The organism is Paenibacillus urinalis (genome assembly GCF_028747985.1).
GTDB lineage: Bacteria > Bacillota > Bacilli > Paenibacillales > Paenibacillaceae > Paenibacillus > Paenibacillus urinalis.
This window is the reverse complement of the sequence record NZ_CP118108.1, coordinates 1121047-1143132: the sequence shown is the minus strand read 5'-3', so window position 1 is coordinate 1143132 and position 22086 is coordinate 1121047. Positions and strand designations below refer to the sequence as shown.

The window sequence follows — 22086 nt, the reverse complement described above, 5'->3', positions numbered from 1 at the left end:
GTTGGCTGGCTGCGCCGCCTATTTTTCCACGAGTATATTTGCAGCCGCATCAAGGGCCTGAATTACTTTATCGCACCAAATATCAAATTCCTTATCCTCTTTTTGCAGTTCTGGATGTGCAAGTATATGTTGGACAGTCTCCTTGATCCCTTGATCCAGCCGAGTCGTAGCCACATAATCAGGGACCAGTCGCTTCAGCTTGGAATTATCAAACACGACGGAGTTGGCTTTATCGCCAAGCAGACCTCCTCTATAGTCCTGAGTGCTGCACGCATCCAGAAACTCCGACGCCACATGAACGGCATTCAGCTTCACACCGAGGCTGTCGGCTATAATTTCATAGATTTGATTCCAGGTGACCGTCTCATCCGAGGTAATATGGACAGCTTCTCCAATGGCATGGATATTCCCCATTAGACCGATAAAGCCTTTCGCAAAATCACGATTATGGGTCATCGTCCATAATGATGTACCGTCTCCATGAATAATGACCGGCTTATGCTCAAGCATGCGCTTTGCAACCTGCCATGAACCGCCGCTGCCATGAACGCCGAGCGGAATTGATCTTTCATCATACGTGTGGCTTGGCCGAACGATCGTGATTGGGAATCCGTGCTCCCGATACTGCTGTGTTAGATACTCTTCACATGCGATCTTGTTCCTGGAATACTCCCAGTACGGATTGGATAGTGGAGTTCCCTCTGTAATACGGTAGTCCGACAACGGTGTCTGATATGCTGAAGCTGAGCTGATAAACATATACTGCTTGGTTTTATCCTTAAACAAGCGGTAGTCCCGCTCCACATGAGCTGGATGAAATGCAATAAAATCCGCCACGACATCAAACTGCAGATCCTGAATCAGTCCAGCGACCTGTTCTTCATCATTAATATCCCCTTGCAGAACCGTTGCTCCTGCTGCAAAGCTTTCGTTCCGATTCCCTCGATTGAGCAGATACAGCTCACAGCCTTGTTCGAGAAGCTGACGAGTGATCGCAGAACTGATGGTACCTGTGCCTCCAATAAAAAGCGCTTTCATGTTATCCACCTCCGCTAGATTATGACCGCAAGTACTTTTAATATTTCGGTGCAAGCATCAACTAAACGATCTATCATTCTAATGATAGCACGGGCTTATGACGTAAAACCACATTCATTGCCTTTCCAAATGATTTTGCATCTCTATGCCCATCAAGACCGTATTTCGACATCCGTCTGCATATCCCTCCTATTGTCTGACTTCTATTCGGGGCACTGCCATATTTACAAACCAAAAAGCATCCTGCAAAATACCTCCTTCTGCAAGATGCTTCAATTTAGCTTCGTTCACTATGCACATAGTCACTTAACTGCTTGTAGATATCGATAATTTCCGCCATTGGCATTCGAACCAGCCCGCTGGAGGACGGTGCCACAAATTCATGCATTCCTTTTAGATAAGGTTCAGATTGGAAACCCCAATCGGCTTTTGATCTTTTGGAATACTGGGCATATACACCCTTGCCAACGAAGCAGGCGACTTCTGGTCTATACTGTTCCAGCTTATTCTTCAGCAGGATCCTGCCTTCCGCATACTCCTCTTTCGTAATATCTTCAATACCTTTCGTCGGTCTTGCGACGATATTGGTGAACCCGTAGCCCAGCTTCAGTAAATCCTGATCTTCCTCTGCTTGATACAGACGAGGAGTCAGACCTGCCTGATATAGTATCCGGTAAAAATTGTTCCTTGGATTGGCATAATGATGACCCGTTTCCCCTGAACGTATGCTTGGATTAAACCCGATAAATACGACTTGGAGCCCTGGCTCCAAATGATCTAGAATTGCCTCCATATGTAACAAGCTCCTTAGCTAAAAAATATACATTGATCTCTGGTAGATCGTTGCTCCGATTATTTGATAAAGTAGATTCTATAATAACAATACCCGAACGTTGATAAAAGAATCCAATCTTCCAAGAAGCTCTTCCCATCCTTGTGCTGAAATGTTTGCTATAGAACAGAAATGAAATGGAGGCTGAACAAAATGGATATCACTCCGTTATTGAATAAGGTGACAACCCTTCTATCCCATGTTCCAGGCATTGTCGGTATCGTTCTTGGCGGCTCCCGCGCGAGAGGAACCCACCAAACGGACTCGGATATCGATATCGGCATTTATTATGATTTGCAGGCAGGATTTAGCATTGATGAGATCAATAAGGCTGTGATGGATCTAAATGATGAGCCAGTCCGCGAGCCTATTTCCCCGATTGGAGGCTGGGGACCATGGGTTAACGCTGGGGGATGGTTTGTTATCGATGGATGTCCTGTCGATCTGATCCTGCGGGATCTTGTACGTGTGGAGCACGTGATTCAGGAATGTCTCGGCGGAAAAATAGAAGCCAGCTATCAGCCTGGTCACCCTCATGCTTACATCAATGGGATGTATATGGGCGAACTCGCCATTGCTCAAATTTTGATTGATTCTGACCAACGTCTTGCCTCACTAAAACAAAAAATAACCCCTTATCCAGGGGCGTATAAACAGAATATGATCGATTTCTTCTCGTTTGAGTCCTCCTTCTCCTTGATGCTTTCCCAGAAAAGTGTCACCAAAGACGACAGCTATTATGTGATGGGTCATGTATTCAGAAGCCTGTCCTGCTTGAACCAGATCTTGTTCGCCAAAAATGAACAGCACTGCATCAACGAAAAACGGGCCGTTCAGTTGATCGAAGGTTTTGACTTGAAGCCTGCTCACTATAAGCAGCGTATTGATGAGATTATAGAGCTGCTCTCCCCTGATCCACATCAGCTGGGGCTCGCGGCGGCGAAGCTTCAAAGCCTAATCGAAGAAACCCATAATTTATAAACACAGGCTTATTAAAAAAAGAATGAAACTTACCATCTCCACAGCTTCGCTAAAGTGCTATAATGTAACGAGTGTTTGAAAACATTCAGAAATGTTACATAACTTGATAGAAAGAAGCTGAAAACTTCATGATTGCTGACATCTTGCTGGAAGTGGTTCTGCCTGTATTTGTGCTTATTGCGGTCGGGTCACTGATGCAGCGTGCGTTCAATCTCGATCTCTACACACTTTCGAAGATTAATTTCTATTTTATTACACCTGCTGCCGTGTTTATGAGCATGTACCTATCCGAAATGTCTGGGAAGCTGCTCGGGACCATCGTTTTATTTTATTTTTTGTATGCATTCATTTTATATATTATCGGGTCCATCGTCTCCAAATCCTTTAAATTCAGCAAAGGTATGAAGGCTGCCTTCAACAATAGTATTATGCTGGATAATGCCGGAAACTATGGAATGCCCATCAGTGCGCTCGTGTTTAAGGGAGATCCGATGGCTGCATCGGTTCAGGCCTTCATTATGTCGATGCAAAGCCTGCTGACCTTTACGTACGGGGTCCTGTCTATTCAAGGGGCCAAGCTGAAAGGGAATTATCGAAGTGTCATCATTGGTTTTTTAAAAATGCCTGTTCCTTACGCGCTTCTGCTCGGTATCCTGTGGAACGTACTTGATGCACCGCTGCCGACCTTTCTCTCCATGCCGCTCGATTATGCGAGAGATTCCATGGTAGCCGTTGCGCTCCTCACGCTTGGAGCCCAGATTATGAAATATCCGCTCCGGTTTGGACGGCTCAGCGTATACATCAGTATGATCATTCGTCTGCTTGTGGGTCCTGCCATTGGTATCACATTGGTATTTGCACTTGGTCTTGAAGGCATTACAGCTCAGGCATTAATTATCGCTTCTGGGATGCCAACAGGCGTTAACTCCTCCATCCTTGCAGAAGAGTATCAGAACGAACCGGATTTTGCAGCACAGACCGTGCTTATCTCTACACTGTTTAACATCATCACCCTGATCGGACTTATCGCATTGGCTAAATCATTTGCATAAACAGAAGCAAAGCCTGGTATCGACAATTGATGGTCGATCCAGGCTTTTTGTAATTTAAAAGAAGGTAAGTATTGTGTAATTCCTTTTAAGGTAGTAACTATCCCTTTCATTAAATATAGACATTGGCTTATAATCACTTTGAAGTTCAAGCTCACACGTATCCACATAGATCGTCTTTTTAACAGCATCCGGAAACCGCCGATCAAAGTCTTCTACAATTTCATCTAAATAGTATCATATCTAATAATCTAGGAGTCGCCCATTATCATGCCATTGTCCGTACATCTTGTTTTTTTTCGTGTGAGCTAATAATTTGACTAACCTGCTGTTATACAGATCAGGCTCGTTCCGGACACTTTGTATCGTGTCGATTCGTATTCTTTGATACAGGGCTGGAAAAGCCAAGAAATTATTATACACTCTCTTATCCTCTTTGAGCCTGCTGTCTATAATCTGGTCGATTACAAAAGAATCAGGATTCATATCAGGAAGCACCTTTCTCCCTTCATTCATCATCAAGCCCAGCTTCTCGAGACGGCGGACACGTTCTTTATTAAGCTCCGTCCAAGAGCTCTTTTTACTTCTGGGCGACAACCTCTGCGCCATTTCCGTCTGCGATATTTTCTTCTTAAGCCCATCAATCCATCCAAAACACAAACATTCTTCCACCGCGTCCAAATACAGAATGGTATCTGGCTGTAGTGTCAGGCTCACGACAACCCAGCAAGATTTTTCACTGTTTCCATTCTCCTGCAGCCACACCCTCAAACCTTCTCTTGATGTAACAGACAGCAGATTATCCATCTTCATCAAATAAATCATCTTCCTTTATCGATTCATACCTTCGCAGCTTCCTGGTACCAATAAAACGAATAATCGTTCATCGTAGATGCATGACCGAGCTGACGCAGCATGGTCGATACATTGCCCCTGTGATAGGTTCCGTGATTAACGACATGCATCAATATTTCCGATAAGCGGGTTTGACGGACTCCGGCGAATGGATTATTTAGCAGGATCGTCTGTTCTAAATCGGTTTGGGCTGAGAGCCATTCTGAATAGCGCTCCGCTAACTCATCATAAGAGCTCGCATATTCATCCACTGAATGAAGAACACGCTCATTGATCGACATACATGCTTGAAACGCATCTGGCATTTCCATGCCTGTTAACACCAAATACCACATTTTATCCACGGCATAGATATGACTGAGTGCATGGGCAATGGTGGGAAACGAGCTGTTCACATTTTCTGAGAGCACAGAGGAAGGAAGTTCCTTCATTCTACGTAGTATGGTTTGGGTAGCCCAGGTATGATAATTAAACATTTCTACAGGATAATTCGTCATTCGTATCGACTCCTTTTGGGTTTTTATAAATTATTTGAATCGTTCCTGTAGATATAATAAAAAAAGATGTATGACAGCTGTCTGTCACACATCTTCATATAATTGGAGTGCTTTTTGGAGCTGTTCTTTGAGGATACCACGCAGAGAAGGAGGCTCAAGGACCTCAGCGCCGCCGCCAAAACTGAGCAGGATTGTCCACAGCCAGCGAGCTGTTAATGGCTGATAGACAGGGATCCGCATCGTCATGCTTCCATCCGCATGAGGCTCTTTGTCTACCTGATGGAACTGATCCATCGCTTCTGCCAAAGCCTCCGGCCCCACTCGAACTACAACTTCCTCCAATTGTTTCTCCCACCGCTTGTTTGATACGTCGATCTCCTTCAGCACCCCTTGATGCGGCTCAAAGGTTAATTCCGTCTTGTTCAAATTCATCAGCCGCGACAAACGAAACTCCCGATAATCCTGACGAGCTCGGCAGTATCCATAAATGTACCAATTCCGATATTTAAAATGAAGCTGCAGCGGTTCAAGCTCACGGGTCGTACGTTCATTATTTGCATTAATATAATCAAAGCGAACAACATTCCGCCCGGCAATCGCTGTTCGCAAATGACGAAGTGCATCATGATCTGTACGGCGGGTATCCAAATTCACCGACAGAATCGTGCTTTGTTGCGCGGGCGCAACCGTCTGTAGTCTTTCAATGGTTCCTTGTACTCGCTCGTCCTCAAAAATAGTGGAGAGACTTCTCAGCACCGTAATCAAGGAATGCACGTCAAACGAGCCGAGCAGGCTTTTATCCATTTTGTAACCGTCCATCATACCGTATCCGCCATTCGTCCCTTGATAGGATACGACCGGAAAGCCTGCCGCACAGATCACATCAATATCCCGATAAATGGTTCGTTGGGATACCTCATACTCTTCAGCCAGCTTGGAGGCTGACAGGACTTCGTGATTCAACAGCTTGTATATGATCGAGATTAACCGCTCCAGTTTCATAAAATAGCCCGCCTTACCCTTATTATTGGCCGCCACATCTTTCTAAAAGGAACAATCGATATCGTACCCCTTATCTGAGTAGAATTTCTCTCTATTAGAAAACAAACCAAAAGCTTTGAATTTCGGATCTAACGTCCATTCACATATATCGATCGAAATAGATTTTCCCTTCGAATCAGGGAATCTATAATCAAAATCCTGCACGATTTCATCCAGTACAATATCCGGTCTTTCTTCACCCTCACCCAAGAGTGTCCGGCTGCCTCACACGCCGGACTTCTCCAAACTCCTCTTCCAATCGAAGATGAGGAAGAGATGCTTCTTTTGCTGGCTCCCCTGCGGAGGGAGCGAAAAGTTGTCGGGAGAAGCGTAGCGCTCGTATTTGGGAGGGAATGGCTTCCTTCCTATCTAATCCTATGCCATTCCCGGACAAGAACGATCGGACGAAACTTTCGCGAACGCAGCACCCTTGAGCCAGCACTATCTTTTAATCTTTTATTCTTTTACTCATCATCACCCACAGCAATAAATCCGCCCTCTTCCACAACCTCCTGACCTTCCTCTCCTTGAAGCCACTCCACTATCTCCCGTGCTGCATGATCCTCCGGCAGATCCGATCGGGTTACAGCATAGAGCTCAGCAGTGTACGGATATTCGCCAGAACGTATCGAGTCCCTGTTCGGCATCACGTCATCGATTGCCAAAAATTTAACGTTTTCTTTCTGATACATCTCGCTCGCATAATAATGAAATGAATACCCGATGGCGTTCTCTTCATTGTTATATGCGGCAACTCGGTCAATCAAGCCGCCCATCAGGCTGACCTTCTGTTCCTTCGGCACCTCCGTAAGTACCGCATCGACCATGACTCCTTTTTCCATAAAGGTCTGACTGCCGGAATTGGCCTCACGCTGCAGAGCTAGTATCGGCTCATTTCTGCCTCCTACCTCACTCCAGTTCGTAATAAATCCGCCATATATATCCTGAATCTGCTCTGTTGACAGACCGCTGATCGGATTATGATCGTTGACCAAAAATATAAAGGCATCCTTCCCCACGGGATGAAGTTCGAGCTCTACCCCATTTTTGGTTGCCGTGGAAACCTCATCTTCAGAAGGACCTGCCACAAAGATAAGATCCGCTCTGCCTTCGATAAGGTTTAGATAGGCCTGATGCGTCGTGTTAAACCGGGTGTCATCCGCTGCCCTTAGCTGATTAACACCCGTTAATTCACTCTTCAGCTTCTCGGCAAAAGGAATGGCAGCTGTCGCACCATCAATTTGCGGATACTGGTGAACGGTATAGCTCCCCTTTGGCACCACGATGAAGATCAGCAGAGCGAGGACACTCAGTATAGGGAACGCCCCCCATACGAGAATGCGAGTACGATTACTCACGGCTACCTTAACTTTCCTTTGCAGCACGATACCAAGCAAGATACTAATACTCGGGACAAGCGCCATAACTAACGTGACAACAGTCATCCCCCCACCATAAGCAGATAATACTTTCAATACCGGGTTAGCCCAGTAGAGGTTCAGCGAATACCACATCCAGGACGAGCTCCACAGCTCCCTCGCATCTCCATCTGACAGCTGCATCCCCAATCCCCAATAATAGAGAGCAAATCCGAGCAGCGGAATAATCGACAGCAGAAGTATTCGCGAATACGCACCTGTATCTCTAGTTACATAAGCCCCAAAACTTACAAACACAGTAACCATTAAATAGAAATAAACTGCCGCAATCAGAAAAACGCCAAGATCTGGTACTTGATGATGCAACAGCAGCTTTCCTGCCGGAACCCCTACAACCCCCCCGATAAAGAATGTCAACACAACATACATTAAGCAGATTTGAATGCTTTTTCCAAACCATAAACCCCACTTGGAGGATACTGGCTCCCCTTGATTTGCAGTTTTCTTTATATCTGACACTCAAATGCCCCCTATTTCTCTGCCGTATAACGTCGTCTTACCTAATATAAACGTAACTTCCCTTGAACACTCCCACCACCTAAAGAGGTAGGGGATTCTTGGATTGTCAAACCCATCGGTTTGAAGTTGTCCTGCTTGTGCAGTCCCCCAAGAGAAGCTGCGGTTCCCACAACTTGTTAAGCGAGCAGCTATATAGCAACTCGCTTAATATTTTGAGCGGCATTGTTGTCCCGATCATGGCTCGTCTTGCAGGATGGGCAATTCCATTCCCGTATAGACAAATGTTTGACCTTTGGATTTACAAAGCCACATACATGGCAGGTCTGGCTTGTCGGTGCGAAGGGTTCCGCAAACTTCAACGTACGTCCATACCATTTCGCTTTATAAGTAAGCTGGCGTTCAAATTCACCCCACGACGCATCCGCGATTGATTTCGCAAGCTTCGTGTTTTTGAGCATGTTCACCACATCTAAGCCTTCTATGGTGATCGTTTGGTTTTCGCGAATCAGCTTGGTTGTCAGCTGCTGCAGGAAGTTCTGGCGAATGTTCGCGATCTTCTCGTAAATGCGAGCGACGTTCACCTTGGCTTTATGCCAATTCGAGCCTCCCTTTGTACGGCGGCTCATGCGGCGCTGCCAGAAGGCTAACTTCTTTTCATAGCGGCAAAATGCCTTTGGGCTTTCTACACGCAGCCCATCTGAACAGACGGCAAATGCCTTTAAACCCAAGTCAATGCCGATATGCTTATGTGCGGCAGGAAGCGGCTCTTGCTCCACTTCACAAAGGATGGAGACGAAATACTTGCCTGACGCATGGCGCCGCATCGTCGCTGAAATGATGCGACCTTCGCATGCCCTGGAGTTGGCAAAGCGCATCCACCCGAGCTTCGGAAGCTTGACCTCATGGCCACGGATCGCAATATTCCCGTTCGTTTGCTTAGCCGTGTAGCTCTGAACAGGATTGCGGCGGCTTTTGAAACGCGGAGCACGGCTTGTCTTCTTAAAGAACCGATCGAAGCTGTCTGCAAGATGGCGTACGGCAGTTTGAAGCGCCGTACTGTCTACTTCTTCAAGCCATTCCAGTGAGGTTTTTAATACAGGTAGTTGTTTGGCACATTGGTTATAGGACAACCCCTTGCCTGTTTCGGCATATGCTGTATTCCACTTTTCCAGGAAGTGATTGAAGACAAAACGACAACAGCCCAGCGTTTTTTGAATGAGCAACTGCTGTTCATCGTTAGGGTAGATGCGATACTTGAAAGTCTTTTTTACCAACACGCCTAACACCTCCTTTATATGGATGATAAGACAGATTATAGCACACATGTTCGTCTAGTGGGCAAAAAAAGACGCGATTCCCCCCCCCTTAGCAAGCACTTGAAGCGGGAATCTTCTCGCTAGGTTATGATAAAAAGTTGTACCGAGAAATTTTTATTATAAGTGATAAGTGAATCAATTTCATAAAACATTTAGCTGCTTCAATCAAGGGTATATAGATCAAAATGATTTTATTTGTCTATATAGTTTCAAATTCACCGATTTAATAATTTATGAAGTTGTGATAAATATCATTGCAAACCACAAAATTACAAAATTCAAACAACACGAATTTACATTGCTGAACGATACCGGGAAGTGGTATGATGCTAATGCACACTATTCCAACTAATTTAGTAGGTTATTTATTTATGCTCTTTTGAAGCTTGAATTCTACGACAATGGATACTGAGGATCTATCCTTCTGTCGTTTTTTTGTTTATGTAGACTACGGAGGAGGCTTATTCATGAAAAAGAAAAAACGTTCCACGATGGCTGTGATTACCTTGGCTTTATCTCTGGTCGTAAGCGCATGCGGAAGCGACAATAGCAGCTCGGAAGGCGGTAAAGTAAAGATCAGCTTTATTCATTGGAACAGCGAAGCCGCTGTATGGAACGAGCTTATCAGTGAATTCGAAACCGAGAATCCTAATATTGATGTCACCATGCAGACCTTCCCGTCCGAGCAGTATCAAACGACGGCCCAAGCCAAGCTCATGGATGGTTCGGTCGGTGATGTGTTCGCATCCTTCCCGGGAGCCCAGTTCGAATCCATTCTGAAGGCCGGTTTATATACGGATCTGACGGGTGAGGCCTTCGTCGATAACTACAAGCCCGATCTGATTGAATCCGGTGCAAAGGACGGCAAACAGTATGCATTGCCCTACAATCTGATCTACAATGTGCCGGTATATAATGCCGGACTCTTTGAACAATATGGCCTTACGCCGCCGACCGATTGGGAAGGCTTTCTCGCACTCTGTGAGAAGCTGAAGAGCGAGGGCATTATCCCCATTGCCTTCCCTGGAGCAGATATCGGTCCTGGTCAATTCATGAATCCGATGATGATGAATAATGCACCGGATGAAGAAATCTTCGACAAGCTTGAATCCGGAGAAGCGAAGCTGACAGATGAATGGTGGGTGAAGACGCTTGCTCAGTTCAAGGAGCTTAATGATAAGGGCTACTTCCAGGAAGGCGCGCTGGGGACGAACACGGATGGTGCGATCGCCCTTATGGCTCAGCAAAAAGCAGCCATGATCGCAACAGGCTCCTATTCCATGTCTGCCATTCTTGCAGGTAACCCTGAATTAGATCTGAATCTGCTTGCACCGATCACAGTGCCTGCTGATGAAGCGACATATGAAGGTATTCATACAACGACGTTCATGCTGGGCATAAACAGTAAATCGAAGCATCCAGAGGAAGCGAAGAAATTCCTTGAATTCTTAAGTACGGCAGAAGCTGCAGGCAAGGTAGCTAACGAAACAGAGCAGGATGTCCCTGTCAAGGATATTGAATATACGTCGCCAGCTCTGACAGCGATCAGTGACTGGAGTACGAAGAACACTCGTTTCCAGCCTCGTTACCTCATTACTAATATTGAGATTCAAAAAGCGGTAACCAGCTCGATTCAGGAAGTGATGTCAGGAATTACACCGGAGAAGGCTGCTGAGAATGCCCAAGCCATTGTTGACCAGCAGCTGAACCTGTAATTATGGGTGTACGCAAATCAATCTACTGGTTTTTCGTACCCGGCCTGCTCTTGTATCTCGTGTTTTTTATTTATCCCACCTTGCAGGGGCTCTACTACTCCTTCACAGATTGGGACGGCATGTCGGATACGATGAACTTTGTTGGGCTCAGCAACTATGTCAATGTCGCGGAAAACACGATCTTTCACAAAGCCATCGGCAACAATCTGAAGTTCATGTTCAGTGTAGTTATTGTGCAGACGCTTGTATCACTGGTCCTATCGCTTCTGCTCGTCCGTAATTCCAAAGCCAACATCGGCCTGCGGGCATTGTATTTCTTCCCGACAATATTGTCCTCAGCGGCAGTAGGGTTTATCGGAACTTATATCTATGATCCGAATCTGGGGCTGCTCAATGAGGTACTGAATCGTATTGGCTTGTCCTTCCTTGCTAACAACTGGCTGGGTGATCCGTCCATCGCGATTTATTCCGTTGCAGGCATCCAGGCATGGGCGCATATCGGTCAGATGGTTATTCTGTTCGTGGCCGGTCTGCATGGAATTCCGGAAGAAATTAATGAAGCGGCCAGACTAGATGGCGGCAACCGCTGGCAAATATTTCGGTTCGTCACCTGGCCTCTGCTGGCACCGGCAGCTACACTGGTCATCGCCTACACAACGATTCAATCATTTAAGGCGTTTGACCTGATATATGTCATGACCCGCGGGGGTCCGGCTTACTCTACCGAGATTTTATCGACGTATATTTATTCTTCGGCATATCAAAATTACAACTTCGGGCATGCTTCGGCAGCATCGATTTATTTCCTAGCTATTATTGCACTGGTCACCTTCTTGCAGTTCAAAGCGATTCGCTCAGACCGTGCTGTATAACAAAGCCTAGCATGTGAAAGGAGGATGATATCCCTTGTTTGCTCGTACGCTCGGCAAGCTGCTGCTCACGCTATATGCCATTATTATTCTGCTTCCGCTGCTTGTTGTCGTTATGGCAACGATGAAGGACCAGCAGCAGTTCTATATGAATCCGATCGGAGTGCCTTCCTCCTTCTCGCTGGATAATTATATTCACTTATTTCAAAGCCAGCCGATGCTGATGTATTTCAGCAACAGTGTCATCGTCTCGTTCTCGACAGTCGCTGTGCTGCTTGTTCTCGCAAGCATGATCTCGTTCGGACTGTACCGTCTCAAGAATAAAATATCCAAAACGATATTGCTCCTGTTCGTCATTGGTCTCATGGTGCCTTCTCAGGTTAACATGATTCCGATTCACTCCTTCCTGCGGGATTTGGGGCTGACGAACAGCCGGATCGGTCTCATCCTTGTCTCCGTATCGGTTCTTATGCCGCTCTCTGTGTTCATGATCAACGGCTTCATGAAATCCTTGCCTAGAGAGGTATTTGAGTCCGCCAGTATCGATGGAGCTGGAGAGTCACGCATGTATCTCCAGATTGCGATGCCGCTCTCGGTCCCTTATCTAGCAGCGACGGCTACCTTCTTGTTTGTCTCGGTATGGAACGAGTTACTGTTCCCGCTCCTGCTGATTACGGATCAATCGAAGATGACCCTCCCGCTGGCGCTGCTGCAGTTCCAGGGTGAGTATTCTACGAATTATCCAGGACTCTTGTCAGGCGTTGTCATCATATCTCTGCCTATGCTGGTCATGTTCTTGTTCCTGCAGCGCTTCTTCATCTCAGGCGTGACGGCAGGCTCTCTCAAAGGTTAAATAAACACACAAAAGGACAAGTCAAGGGTTATCCCCTCAGAGCTTGTCCTTTTGTGTGTTTTTCACGGTATTTGGCTGGTGAGACGCCCTCATAGCTCTTAAAAGCTTTGGAGAACGAGAACAGATCGGGATATCCCACAGATTGGGCAATTTCTCCGAGCTTATAGTTCGTGCCTGTGAGAAGCAGCTTCGCCTCATTCATTCGCAGCTCCTGCATATATTTCATCGGAGAGATGCCATACGTTTTATGAAATGTTTTAGTAAAATGTGTGCGCTCAACGCCAACATAATCAGCTACACTCTTGATGGTAATGCCTCCAGCGTAATGAATTTCCAGATACTCTTTACCCTGCTGTACCCAAGAAGGCTCCTCCGGCGTCTCAGCCAGACTCGATTCATTCACAGCAAGCGCGTCAAATACCTTCTGAAGATAGGTCAGCCGCGATAAATCGGTCAGCTCCATTCGGCAGTGATCGAACCACGACTTCATGATCTCAACGGCTTCATCATTCAGTCCTCCCTGCAGATGGGGTCTTGACGGCCCAAGACCTGCTCTTGCAAGCAAGGACAGCGCATGCTTTCCGTCAAAGGCAAAAAAGATTTTCCGTAACGTCTTGTCCTCTGCGGTGTAATATTCGTGTGTAACTTGAGGAAAGAGACAGAACAAGTCCCCCGGGCGAAGCGAGTAGGTCTTCCCGCTCTGAATGAACGTCCCCTCGCCTTCAAGCACCATCAGCAGGTAGTAATATGGCGTTACCCGCGGTCCAATGCGATAGGCTGGCTTGGCAGCATTAGCCCCTAAACGGATAGGCCATGCAGCACTCCCCTTCTCATAAGCAGAAGGATTAAAAAAATGAATCTCCAGAAATTCGTGAACGTCTTCCTTCATATTTGTAAACATCTAACCCCTCCGATACCCACAAAATGATAAATCTGATTCCCTTCTATTGATATGGTTCGATTCGTTCAAGGTTGTTAAACTGATTAATATACTATTCCTACCGTATTAGTTGTAATTATTTTTATACCAAATATATAGAGTGAATGACAATAATGCAAGCATACCTTGAAAGGAGTGCATGATAATGAGCACAGCAGCACAATCCGTAGAGTTTGGTTGGTTTATTCCCACGAATGGGGATGGAAGATATATTGGTACCTTACTCGAGCGCAAGCCTTCCCAGGAGTATTTCGTACAGGTGGCACAAGCCGCAGAAAAAGCAGGGTACGAGTTCACACTCATTCCTGCCGGAGGAGATTGCTGGGATGGATGGATCGTCGGCTCTTGGGTCGCGGCTCATACCACCAAGCTGAAGCCGCTTATTGCAATGCGTCCAGGGCTGATCTCACCTGTGCTTGCAGCCCGTATGGCCTCCACTCTGGATCAAATGTCCGGTGGCCGTGCGCTTATCAATGTTGTTACTGGCCACTATCCTCAGGATCTCAAGGCAACCGGCGACCCGCTTCATGGAAGCCATGATGAACGTTATGAACGGACGAAGGAATTTTTGGATGTCGTTAAAGGTGTCTGGGGCGAAGATGGCAGCGGAGCAGGATTTGATTATGAAGGCAAACATTACGCGGTTGAAGGTGGTGTAAGCAAGCCTGCTCCTGTGCAGAATCCACACCCACCGCTATATTTTGGAGGAAGCTCTGTTTCAGGCAAGAAGGTTGCAGCGGAGAGCGCGGATGTCTACTTGATGTGGGCTGAGCCGGTGGAATGGATTCAAGGACAAATTGCCGAGATGGAGCAGCATCTTGCGGAGCTGAAAGACAACACAGGTGTAGAACGCACGCTTCGGTACGGAATAAGAGCTCAGCTTGTCGTACGTGAGACAGAGGAAGAAGCTTGGGCAGCCGCCTGGAATATTCTAAGCAAGGTTGAACCGGATCAGCTGAAGAGTCAGGAGAAGCTTCATGCCAAGACAGATGCGACGAACCAGAAACGCCAAATGGATCTGTATGAGCAATCGAAGGAGCAGGACTATATTATCGGACCTAATCTATGGTCCGGCCTATCTGCTGTCCGCGGCGGGGGTGCCGTAGCCTTCGTCGGAACACCAGAGCAGGTATCGGACAGACTGCTGGAATTTGTGGATGCGGGAGTCAGCTCCTTTATCCTCTCCGGATATCCACATTTGGAGGAAGCCGAGATTTCAGGTCGTCTATTGATGCCTTTAGTTAAGAAAAAGCTGGCTGACCGTTCCATTACAGTCAGTGTTTAAATGACTTAGAGCCTAATCTCGATTAGAGATTAGGCTTATTTTTGCTGCATCACCAGCGGACTTCTAATCAACAGATCGGTTTCCAGGGCATTAATTCTCCAAGCCTATCGAATTCCCCCTCCTTCCTGTTCCTGCTTATCTATCATTTAAAGTTACATTGTGATCAATCAATTTATTGAGATATGATAGTAAAGAACGACAATACTTTCCAACGACTTCGATTTAGGAGGATCATACGTATGAGTGATAAACGAGGCATTACAGCAGAAGATCTGTATCAATTCATCTGGACAAGCGACCCTTCTATTTCTCCCAATGGAGAACGTGTGGCTTATGTATCCAAGACCGTTAACAAGGAACGTAACGGATATAGCTCTCATATCCGGATGGTAGAGCTGGGCAGTCATGAGGATATCGTATTTACAAGCGGTGAACAGGATCGTCAGCCGATGTGGTCCCCCGATGGAGGAAAGCTTGCTTTTATACGTAACTATCAAGATAAACCACAGGTCTGGGTCATCCCTGCTAATGGCGGTGAGGCGCAGGTCGTTACCCATGCTGAGCATGGCGTAAGCGGATTTGCCTGGTCACCGGACAGCAGCAAGCTGTTGTTCCGTACGCAAGTTGAGCCACAGTCCACTGAGACAGATTCGAATACATCGGAAGATGCAAAGACAGAAACAGCAGATTCCAAGAAGCCGCTGGAAGAAGAAATCATTGATCGAATTCGTTATAAAGCAGACGGCACCGGGCGCTGGAACGGGCGCAGATCTCATTTATACATACAGCAATTAGGGTCCAATGCCGACGCAGCTCCGTTAACAGGTGGAGACTATGACATCGGAGATTTCTGCTGGTCACCGGATGGAGAGAATATCGCCTTCGTTGCAAAAATACCAGAGGATGATTCAGACCCAGATCTCAGTCTAATTACCGACGTCTACGTCATAAACGCAAGTGGAGAGAATCGCCGGAAGCTCACCTCTTCCGAATGGTCAGTATATGCAGTCAGCTACTCTCCGGATGGCGAGAAGCTAGCCATCTTCGGAAGTGATCGTTCTCATCATAATGCGACTCAAGTGAATCTGTTCATTCGTCCTGTTCAGGACGGTGAATGGCTATCCGTAACGAAAGCGTATGATATCCAGCTCACAAACTCCATGGTAACCGACATACGATCCGGCACTCGTTCTAACGGACCCGTGTTCAGTGAGGATGGTCAATCGGTGTACAGTCTGGTCTCGCGTGAGGGCGGCGTTCATCTAGTGAAGATCGCAGCAGATGGTTCGGGCTACGAATGGATCTCGCAAGGCAACAGAGACATTTATCAATTCGAGAAGTCCTCTGATGAGAAATTCATTCTTGCTGCTGCAGATCCGGCTCAGCCAGGAGATCTGTTCCTCCTCGATACCGAATCACAGCTCGAGAGCAGACTTACACAGCATAATGAGGTCTTCCTCCAAGAAATCGAGCTCATTCAGCCGGAAGAATTCTACTATAAGGCATCAGACGGGGAAGCGATTCAAGGCTGGGTGATGAAGCCCGCAGGAACACCGAGCGGGACGAAAATTCCGACTGTACTCGAAATTCACGGGGGTCCGCATGCCATGTATGGATTTACGTTCATGCTTGAATTTCAGCTGCTGGCAGCTCGAGGCTATGCCGTCATTTATACGAACCCGCGCGGCGGCCACGGATACAGCCAGGAATTCGTTAATGCCGTGCGTGGAGATTACGGCGGCAGAGATTACGCAGATCTCATGGAAGCTGTAGACTATGCATTAACTAAGTACGATTTTGTTGATGAATCTCAGCTCTTCGTAACAGGTGGAAGCTATGGTGGATTTATGACCAACTGGATTGTAGGGCATACGAATCGATTCAAGGCAGCCGTTACACAGCGCTCCATCTCCAACTGGATCTCCTTCTACGGCGTCAGCGACATCGGATTCTTCTTCACAGAGGATCAAATTGGCGGTGACGTATGGAAGAATACCGAATTATTGTGGAAGCACTCTCCCCTGGCGTATGTCGAGCAAGTGGAGACTCCACTTCTGATTCTTCACGGCGAAGAGGATCTTCGCTGTCCGATCGAGCAGGCAGAGCAGCTCTTCATCGCACTCAAACGGCTTGGCAAGAAGACACAGTTCATCCGGTTCCCGAAATCCAGTCATGAGCTGTCACGCGGGGGACATCCAGGTCTGCGTGTCAAACGCTTGAATCATATTGTCCGCTGGTTTGACGAGCATAAATAAGCTCGCGATCTATTTCGAGACTTCGAATAGAAATAGAATGATATTGAGGTAAGGCTGCACATCGTCACGACTTCTTCATGAATGGTGATATATGACGTGCAGCCTTGCTTCATCTTCAATATAAAATGAGTATGAGGAGGATTAGAGCAGCTTGCCCGCTCCTGCGATGACCTGCTTCACCTTCGACTCTAGTTTATACTGTTCTTCCTTTTGTCTTACGATGTCCTCTGCAATGGTACATAATGCTGTAATCGATGAGAGAACCGCTGTGCCCTCCTTCTTCTTCGTCACAACATTGAAGTTCTTCATTTCCTGTGTAAATCGTTTCTTTGCTGCAGATATATTGCTCTTGGCTGCTCTAATCTGTACCTGGACCGGATTTTTCTGCGCAAGTGCTGTCCTGACCTTCTTGACTTCGGCATCTCTCGCCTTTTTAGCCGCGGTCAGCTTGTCCTGTTTACGCTTGATCTCTTCCTTTGCGAGCGTAACCGCGACTTTGGTTGAGTCTACCTGTGACTTCACTGCAGCCGTCAGATTCTTGTTCTTCAGCTTTCTTACGAGGGTCAGTTCCTTGTTCAGCGAGGAATAGAGGGCAAACAGCGGTTCATACCGTTTCTTCGTGCTCGTTACATCCTGTGTTAATTTATCAATTTGTGCAGCTTCATGCTGTCTGAGTCGTTCAAGCAGTCTCGTTTCCGATTCCTTATTCGCATAATAGATCGTCCGGATCTGCTGATCAACGGATTGATCCTGCTGATGGAGGGTCTTCAGCCTGCTCTCCTGCTTACGCAGCGCTGACGAGATGGCAGAGCCCGACGACGATACGGTTTGATCCAGCATCTTCTTGCCCGTAATGGACAATTCGAACCCTGCCGCAAGAGCTGAAGGTACAGTTAGCGTTATCGCTAGGCCGATGGAGGCGAGCAGCAGCCCGCCTTTTTTCCACCATGTACTTCGCACGCTCCCCTTCCTAATCCCTGATGTTTGAATCTCACTAGACTTGTTCACGTTCGTTCATTCTCCCTTCTCACTTCGATTGTTTACTCTGATCCACTTCAATAAAAACGCATAAACACAAAAAACCCGCAAGAATAGGCATCCTGCCTGTTCTTACGGGTTCTTCCTCATAAGCCGCTCATATTCAAATCGGATCTATTCATATATACTTCATTTTCCACCTAGCGTCAAGCTGCACGCTCTACATACCCTCTGGAAAATGCTCCATGCCGTTAATAAATACTTCGCCTGTATTCAGCTTGATCTTGACGAGATAGGGGGTATCCAAATTGTAATCATCGTATACGGACAGGTCCTTTCGATGTGTTAGCACATCCCACTGACTGACCTCCTCTGTTACGCTCGTTTCCCCAGATAGCTGCGCCATATGTTCATAGTATTTCTCGTTTAATTCCATATCCTCTTGACTGCCGGAGAAACCGGTGTTCGGAATGTTTCTTGTCACTGTCATTTCGCGGATATCTGAAGGATTCATTCTGGCTTGATCAGCAAGACCCTTCTCTACCATCCAGGCTTCCAGCTCCTCATAGGATTTGCTCCATTCTTGATACTGATAGCTTCCGTAACGTAGATTGGGACTCGTTAGCTCAATTGTCGCCCAGCTGTTTCCCATCTCAAGCTGTTCCTCATAACTCATGCTCACTATTTCTTTAAGTAAGATCTGCTTAAATTCCTTAATGTCCTCTGGATCCTTAATTGTAACCTTCTTATTCGCCTCCCAGCTTGTTAATGTAATTCTCGATGTATCTTCATCCAGAAGGGTGCTCTGAACATACTGCTTCTTATACTCTTCGTGCTCCATAACCTTCCTTAGACTGTTCTCCAGCTGACCTTCTTGCAGCTCATACTCGCGAACCCATTTATTCCCACTCTCTAGCTCGTAAGCAATAACTAAATTTCTTGAACGGTCTGAAGTCTTTACAGGTGTGATCTCACCTGCTTCATATTGGGCAATAAGCTCTTGATGCAGCTGAAGCACCGCTTCAATATAGGCAGGATTCTGACTGAAGCTCTTGCAGGTCAGCTTCGCTGGAATTTGCATTTGATTTACCTCATCCATATCAATGAGGTTAGTAAAATGCTCAGATACAGCGACACCTTTAATGTCCTCCGCCTTAGGGACACGAGTTTCAAAGCCATCGATATTGGATACAGGCAGATATAGCAGCAGAAGAAGCAAGAGACTGTATCCTATCGAGCTTGCGAGTGTGCGTTTGCTCCATATGAGCCAAGTCTTGCGGACGACCATCTCAGCAATAAGACAGCCTAGAATCCCTCCGATGAGATAACCAATTATTAAACCACGAGTACTGTATCCATTCGCCTCGGACAGATAGGCCCCTAATGCCATGGATATAAACAGCATGACCAGCAGACGGAACAGGAGTGTCATAAATGGAAAGACAATAGCTCGTCCTGAGGCGGCCGTATCTCTTTTTCGATATAAGAAATAACTGATTATAATAAACATGACACCTAACAGCAAGTAAATAAGAATCTCCATCCAGCCGAACGGTTGACCTGACAGTCCTGTCAGCCTCAGAAATGGCGAAATAGTGCCCAGTTCAAATCCAGTGCTATATCCCATTTCATAATATTCACTAGAGAAGCCGAATAGAAATCTCTCCATATGAATGACACCCAGCACAAGGATCCAGGCCGGGGTCAGGAGCAGACCATAGGTTACAATCAGCTGAAGGATCGTTTGTCCAAGACTTACTGCAAGCAGGACCGTGAGTCCAGACAAAAATAATATGATCGCTGTAGACAGCCACGCCCATTCCCAGACAACGGACAGCTCATATATGTAGTGATTACTTGCAAACAAACGAATCAATGCGGTTACGACAGCAATTACCCACACCGGTACTAACATGAGGATCAGTGCACTGAACAAATGTGATGTGAGCAGCTGGTTCCGTGTAATCGGCAAGCTGTGATATAAATCGGACGGAGCCTTACTATGCAAATATCGAAAAATAAAGCTTACGGTAAAGATCGGAAAAATCAGCAGCAGATTAAGCGTCAGATCGTCTGAAACATCAAACAAAGAATCGATCTCTCTGCCCTGGCCTCCACTAACGGGATGAACCAGCATAACAAATGGCAGCAAAAAGGCCAGAGCCAGCAGATACAAGATTCCAATCCATCCATGCTGCTTCAGATCTTGGAGAATCACTCCACGGTTAAAGAATAATCGGATGGATGTCATAGCCAGCGTCCTCCATTTCATAGATAAAAATCTCTTCCAGCGTGAGAGGCAGCATATCAAGCACATAAGGATCGTAAGCCTTGAATGCTTCCTTCACTTCCTGCTCATCGCCTTTCACGATATAAATTTCCACACTTCCCCGCTTCTCTCCATGCAGTATGCGAACATGGCTGGACAGGGTCTCCTCATGACGGTCATCTCGGAAGGCTACTTGAATCTTGTGGGTATCGGCCTTCAGATCATCCAGGTCCTTCTCAACCATGAGCACTCCGTTATGCATGATCCCGATATGATCGCACATATCCTCGATTTCTCTTAGATTATGAGAAGAAATAACGACGGTCAGCTCTCGTTCAGCTGCCTCCTGGAATAATAAATTCTTGATCATCTTGCGCATGACCGGGTCAAGCCCATCGATGGGTTCATCCAGCAGCAATACATCCGGCATACAGCTAAGAGCCAGCATAATTGCAGCCTGGTGCTGCATCCCCTTAGACATTCGGTACAGCTTCCGTGTAAGGTCCAGCTTGAACACCAATTCCAGCTGACGAAACCGTTCTTCATTCCACCCGGGATACATTCGCTTGTAGAAGGCAGCCATCTGGCGAATCGATGTATGAGGGAAAAAGTAAGGAATATCGGACATAAAAATAATCCGGCTTTTTAATTGTGTATTCTCATAAACGGGTACGCCGTCAATGGAGACACTTCCCTTGTCAGGCTTATAGATTCCTGCCATTGTTTTTAACAGCGTCGTCTTTCCTGCTCCGTTCGATCCCAAGAGGCCGAATATCGAGCCCTTCCGAACAGTAAGGGACAGATGATTCACCGCTGCCTCTGTCTCAAATACTTTCGTTACACCCGATACTTCAATCATGCTCTTCCCCCTCTACCCGATCCAAATGACGATCCTGCTGTGCCTTCTGATAAATCTCCCTGATTTCACCTTCTGTCATTCCCAGATAGACTGCTTCCGTAAGCAGCTTATGTATCTCCAGCTTCAGTTCCTGTTTTCTCTGATCAAGAGGTCTATGCTCCACCTTAGCAACAAAACTTCCCTTGCCCTGCAAAGAATAAATATACCCGTCCCGTTCCAGCTCACGGTAAGCCTTCTGAATCGTATTCGGATTCACGGTAAGCTCGGCTGACAAATGCCTCACAGAGGGCAGCTGCTCATCTGGCTTCAGCATTTCCATCATAATCAACTCCTTAATGCGTTCAATTAACTGCTCATATATCGGTTTACGGCTGCGCACGTCCAGTTCAAACATCGGATACCTCCTTCATAAATAATCAATACCAATGTAACGATGTAGAGCCCAAAGTTAATGCATAACACTGAATTAACTGTACTATTACTTATAATACAGTTAACTATTAAACTGTCAATAATCACTTTGTCATGCCACTTTCTCAAAAATGATATAATTAAA

19 protein-coding genes are annotated in these 22086 nt (G+C 46.5%); 7 read left to right on the top strand and 12 right to left on the bottom strand.

The window, feature by feature from the left end:
• Positions 1 to 18: 18 nt before the first annotated feature.
• Both PUW25_RS05045 and PUW25_RS05040 read right to left on the bottom strand, forming a co-directional pair.
• Entirely contained in the window at positions 19 to 1038 is a 1020-nt protein-coding gene (locus PUW25_RS05045) for an SDR family oxidoreductase (protein WP_047913470.1), read from the bottom strand.
• Positions 1039 to 1315: 277 nt separating this feature from the next.
• On the bottom strand, positions 1316 to 1831 hold the full coding sequence (locus tag PUW25_RS05040; protein ID WP_047913469.1) for a mismatch-specific DNA-glycosylase: 516 nt from the start codon (positions 1829 to 1831) through the stop codon (positions 1316 to 1318).
• A 192-nt stretch (positions 1832 to 2023) separates the two neighbouring features.
• On the opposite strand from PUW25_RS05040, the gene PUW25_RS05035 reads away from it, so the two are divergent.
• Both PUW25_RS05035 and PUW25_RS05030 read left to right on the top strand, forming a co-directional pair.
• Entirely contained in the window at positions 2024 to 2851 is an 828-nt protein-coding gene (locus PUW25_RS05035) for a nucleotidyltransferase domain-containing protein (protein WP_047913468.1), read from the top strand.
• Between the two features lie 128 nt (positions 2852 to 2979).
• Complete coding sequence (locus PUW25_RS05030) at positions 2980 to 3903, top strand: AEC family transporter (protein ID WP_205053969.1); 924 nt, start codon at positions 2980 to 2982, stop codon at positions 3901 to 3903.
• Positions 3904 to 4143: 240 nt separating this feature from the next.
• Here PUW25_RS05030 and PUW25_RS05025 read toward each other — a convergent pair whose 3' ends face one another.
• From PUW25_RS05025 to tnpB, 5 genes are all read right to left on the bottom strand, one after another.
• Positions 4144 to 4713, bottom strand: a complete 570-nt coding sequence (locus tag PUW25_RS05025; RefSeq protein ID WP_047913467.1) for a YdeI/OmpD-associated family protein — start codon at positions 4711 to 4713, stop codon at positions 4144 to 4146.
• Between the two features lie 26 nt (positions 4714 to 4739).
• Positions 4740 to 5252, bottom strand: a complete 513-nt coding sequence (locus tag PUW25_RS05020) for a DinB family protein (protein WP_047913466.1) — start codon at positions 5250 to 5252, stop codon at positions 4740 to 4742.
• A gap of 84 nt (positions 5253 to 5336) precedes the next feature.
• Complete coding sequence (locus PUW25_RS05015) at positions 5337 to 6254, bottom strand: helix-turn-helix transcriptional regulator (protein ID WP_047913465.1); 918 nt, start codon at positions 6252 to 6254, stop codon at positions 5337 to 5339.
• A gap of 503 nt (positions 6255 to 6757) precedes the next feature.
• A complete protein-coding gene (locus PUW25_RS05010) occupies positions 6758 to 8191 on the bottom strand; it encodes a PstS family phosphate ABC transporter substrate-binding protein (protein ID WP_052512249.1) in 1434 nt (477 codons plus the stop codon).
• A gap of 188 nt (positions 8192 to 8379) precedes the next feature.
• Positions 8380 to 9516 carry an IS200/IS605 family element RNA-guided endonuclease TnpB gene (gene tnpB, locus PUW25_RS05005; RefSeq protein WP_274338536.1) on the bottom strand — a complete coding sequence of 379 codons (1137 nt, stop codon included), beginning with the start codon at positions 9514 to 9516 and terminating at the stop codon, positions 8380 to 8382.
• Positions 9517 to 9974: 458 nt separating this feature from the next.
• On the opposite strand from tnpB, the gene PUW25_RS05000 reads away from it, so the two are divergent.
• From PUW25_RS05000 to PUW25_RS04990, 3 genes are read left to right on the top strand one after another with little or no spacing between them, the layout of a single operon-like run.
• Positions 9975 to 11222, top strand: coding sequence for an ABC transporter substrate-binding protein (locus PUW25_RS05000; RefSeq protein WP_047913463.1), 1248 nt, complete (start codon positions 9975 to 9977; stop codon positions 11220 to 11222).
• A 2-nt stretch (positions 11223 to 11224) separates the two neighbouring features.
• Positions 11225 to 12094, top strand: a complete 870-nt coding sequence (locus tag PUW25_RS04995; RefSeq protein WP_047913462.1) for a carbohydrate ABC transporter permease — start codon at positions 11225 to 11227, stop codon at positions 12092 to 12094.
• Positions 12095 to 12128: 34 nt separating this feature from the next.
• Positions 12129 to 12944 carry a carbohydrate ABC transporter permease gene (locus PUW25_RS04990; protein ID WP_047913461.1) on the top strand — a complete coding sequence of 272 codons (816 nt, stop codon included), beginning with the start codon at positions 12129 to 12131 and terminating at the stop codon, positions 12942 to 12944.
• A 28-nt stretch (positions 12945 to 12972) separates the two neighbouring features.
• Here PUW25_RS04990 and PUW25_RS04985 read toward each other — a convergent pair whose 3' ends face one another.
• Positions 12973 to 13845, bottom strand: a complete 873-nt coding sequence (locus PUW25_RS04985; protein ID WP_047913460.1) for an AraC family transcriptional regulator — start codon at positions 13843 to 13845, stop codon at positions 12973 to 12975.
• Positions 13846 to 14029: 184 nt separating this feature from the next.
• Here PUW25_RS04985 and PUW25_RS04980 point away from each other — a divergent pair, with 184 nt between their 5' ends.
• Together PUW25_RS04980 and PUW25_RS04975 are read left to right on the top strand one after the other, a co-directional pair.
• Positions 14030 to 15169, top strand: a complete 1140-nt coding sequence (locus PUW25_RS04980; protein ID WP_047913459.1) for an LLM class flavin-dependent oxidoreductase — start codon at positions 14030 to 14032, stop codon at positions 15167 to 15169.
• A gap of 239 nt (positions 15170 to 15408) precedes the next feature.
• The gene (locus tag PUW25_RS04975; RefSeq protein ID WP_274338535.1) at positions 15409 to 17424 is read left to right on the top strand and encodes a S9 family peptidase; all 2016 of its coding nucleotides are present in this window, start codon (positions 15409 to 15411) and stop codon (positions 17422 to 17424) included.
• Positions 17425 to 17565: 141 nt separating this feature from the next.
• Here the strand turns inward: PUW25_RS04975 and PUW25_RS04970 are convergent, their stop codons facing one another.
• The 4 genes from PUW25_RS04970 to PUW25_RS04955 form a co-directional block, all read right to left on the bottom strand.
• A complete protein-coding gene (locus tag PUW25_RS04970; RefSeq protein WP_152557814.1) occupies positions 17566 to 18432 on the bottom strand; it encodes a hypothetical protein in 867 nt (288 codons plus the stop codon).
• Positions 18433 to 18622: 190 nt separating this feature from the next.
• A complete protein-coding gene (locus PUW25_RS04965) occupies positions 18623 to 20653 on the bottom strand; it encodes a hypothetical protein (protein WP_274338534.1) in 2031 nt (676 codons plus the stop codon).
• Positions 20628 to 21530: an ABC transporter ATP-binding protein gene (locus tag PUW25_RS04960; protein ID WP_047913455.1), complete on the bottom strand. Its 903-nt coding sequence runs from the start codon at positions 21528 to 21530 to the stop codon at positions 20628 to 20630. Before PUW25_RS04960 ends, PUW25_RS04965 begins: the two co-directional genes overlap by 26 nt.
• Entirely contained in the window at positions 21523 to 21924 is a 402-nt protein-coding gene (locus PUW25_RS04955) for a GntR family transcriptional regulator (RefSeq protein WP_047913454.1), read from the bottom strand. The genes PUW25_RS04960 and PUW25_RS04955 overlap by 8 nt, the downstream gene beginning before the upstream one ends.
• Between the last annotated feature and the right edge of the window lie 162 nt (positions 21925 to 22086).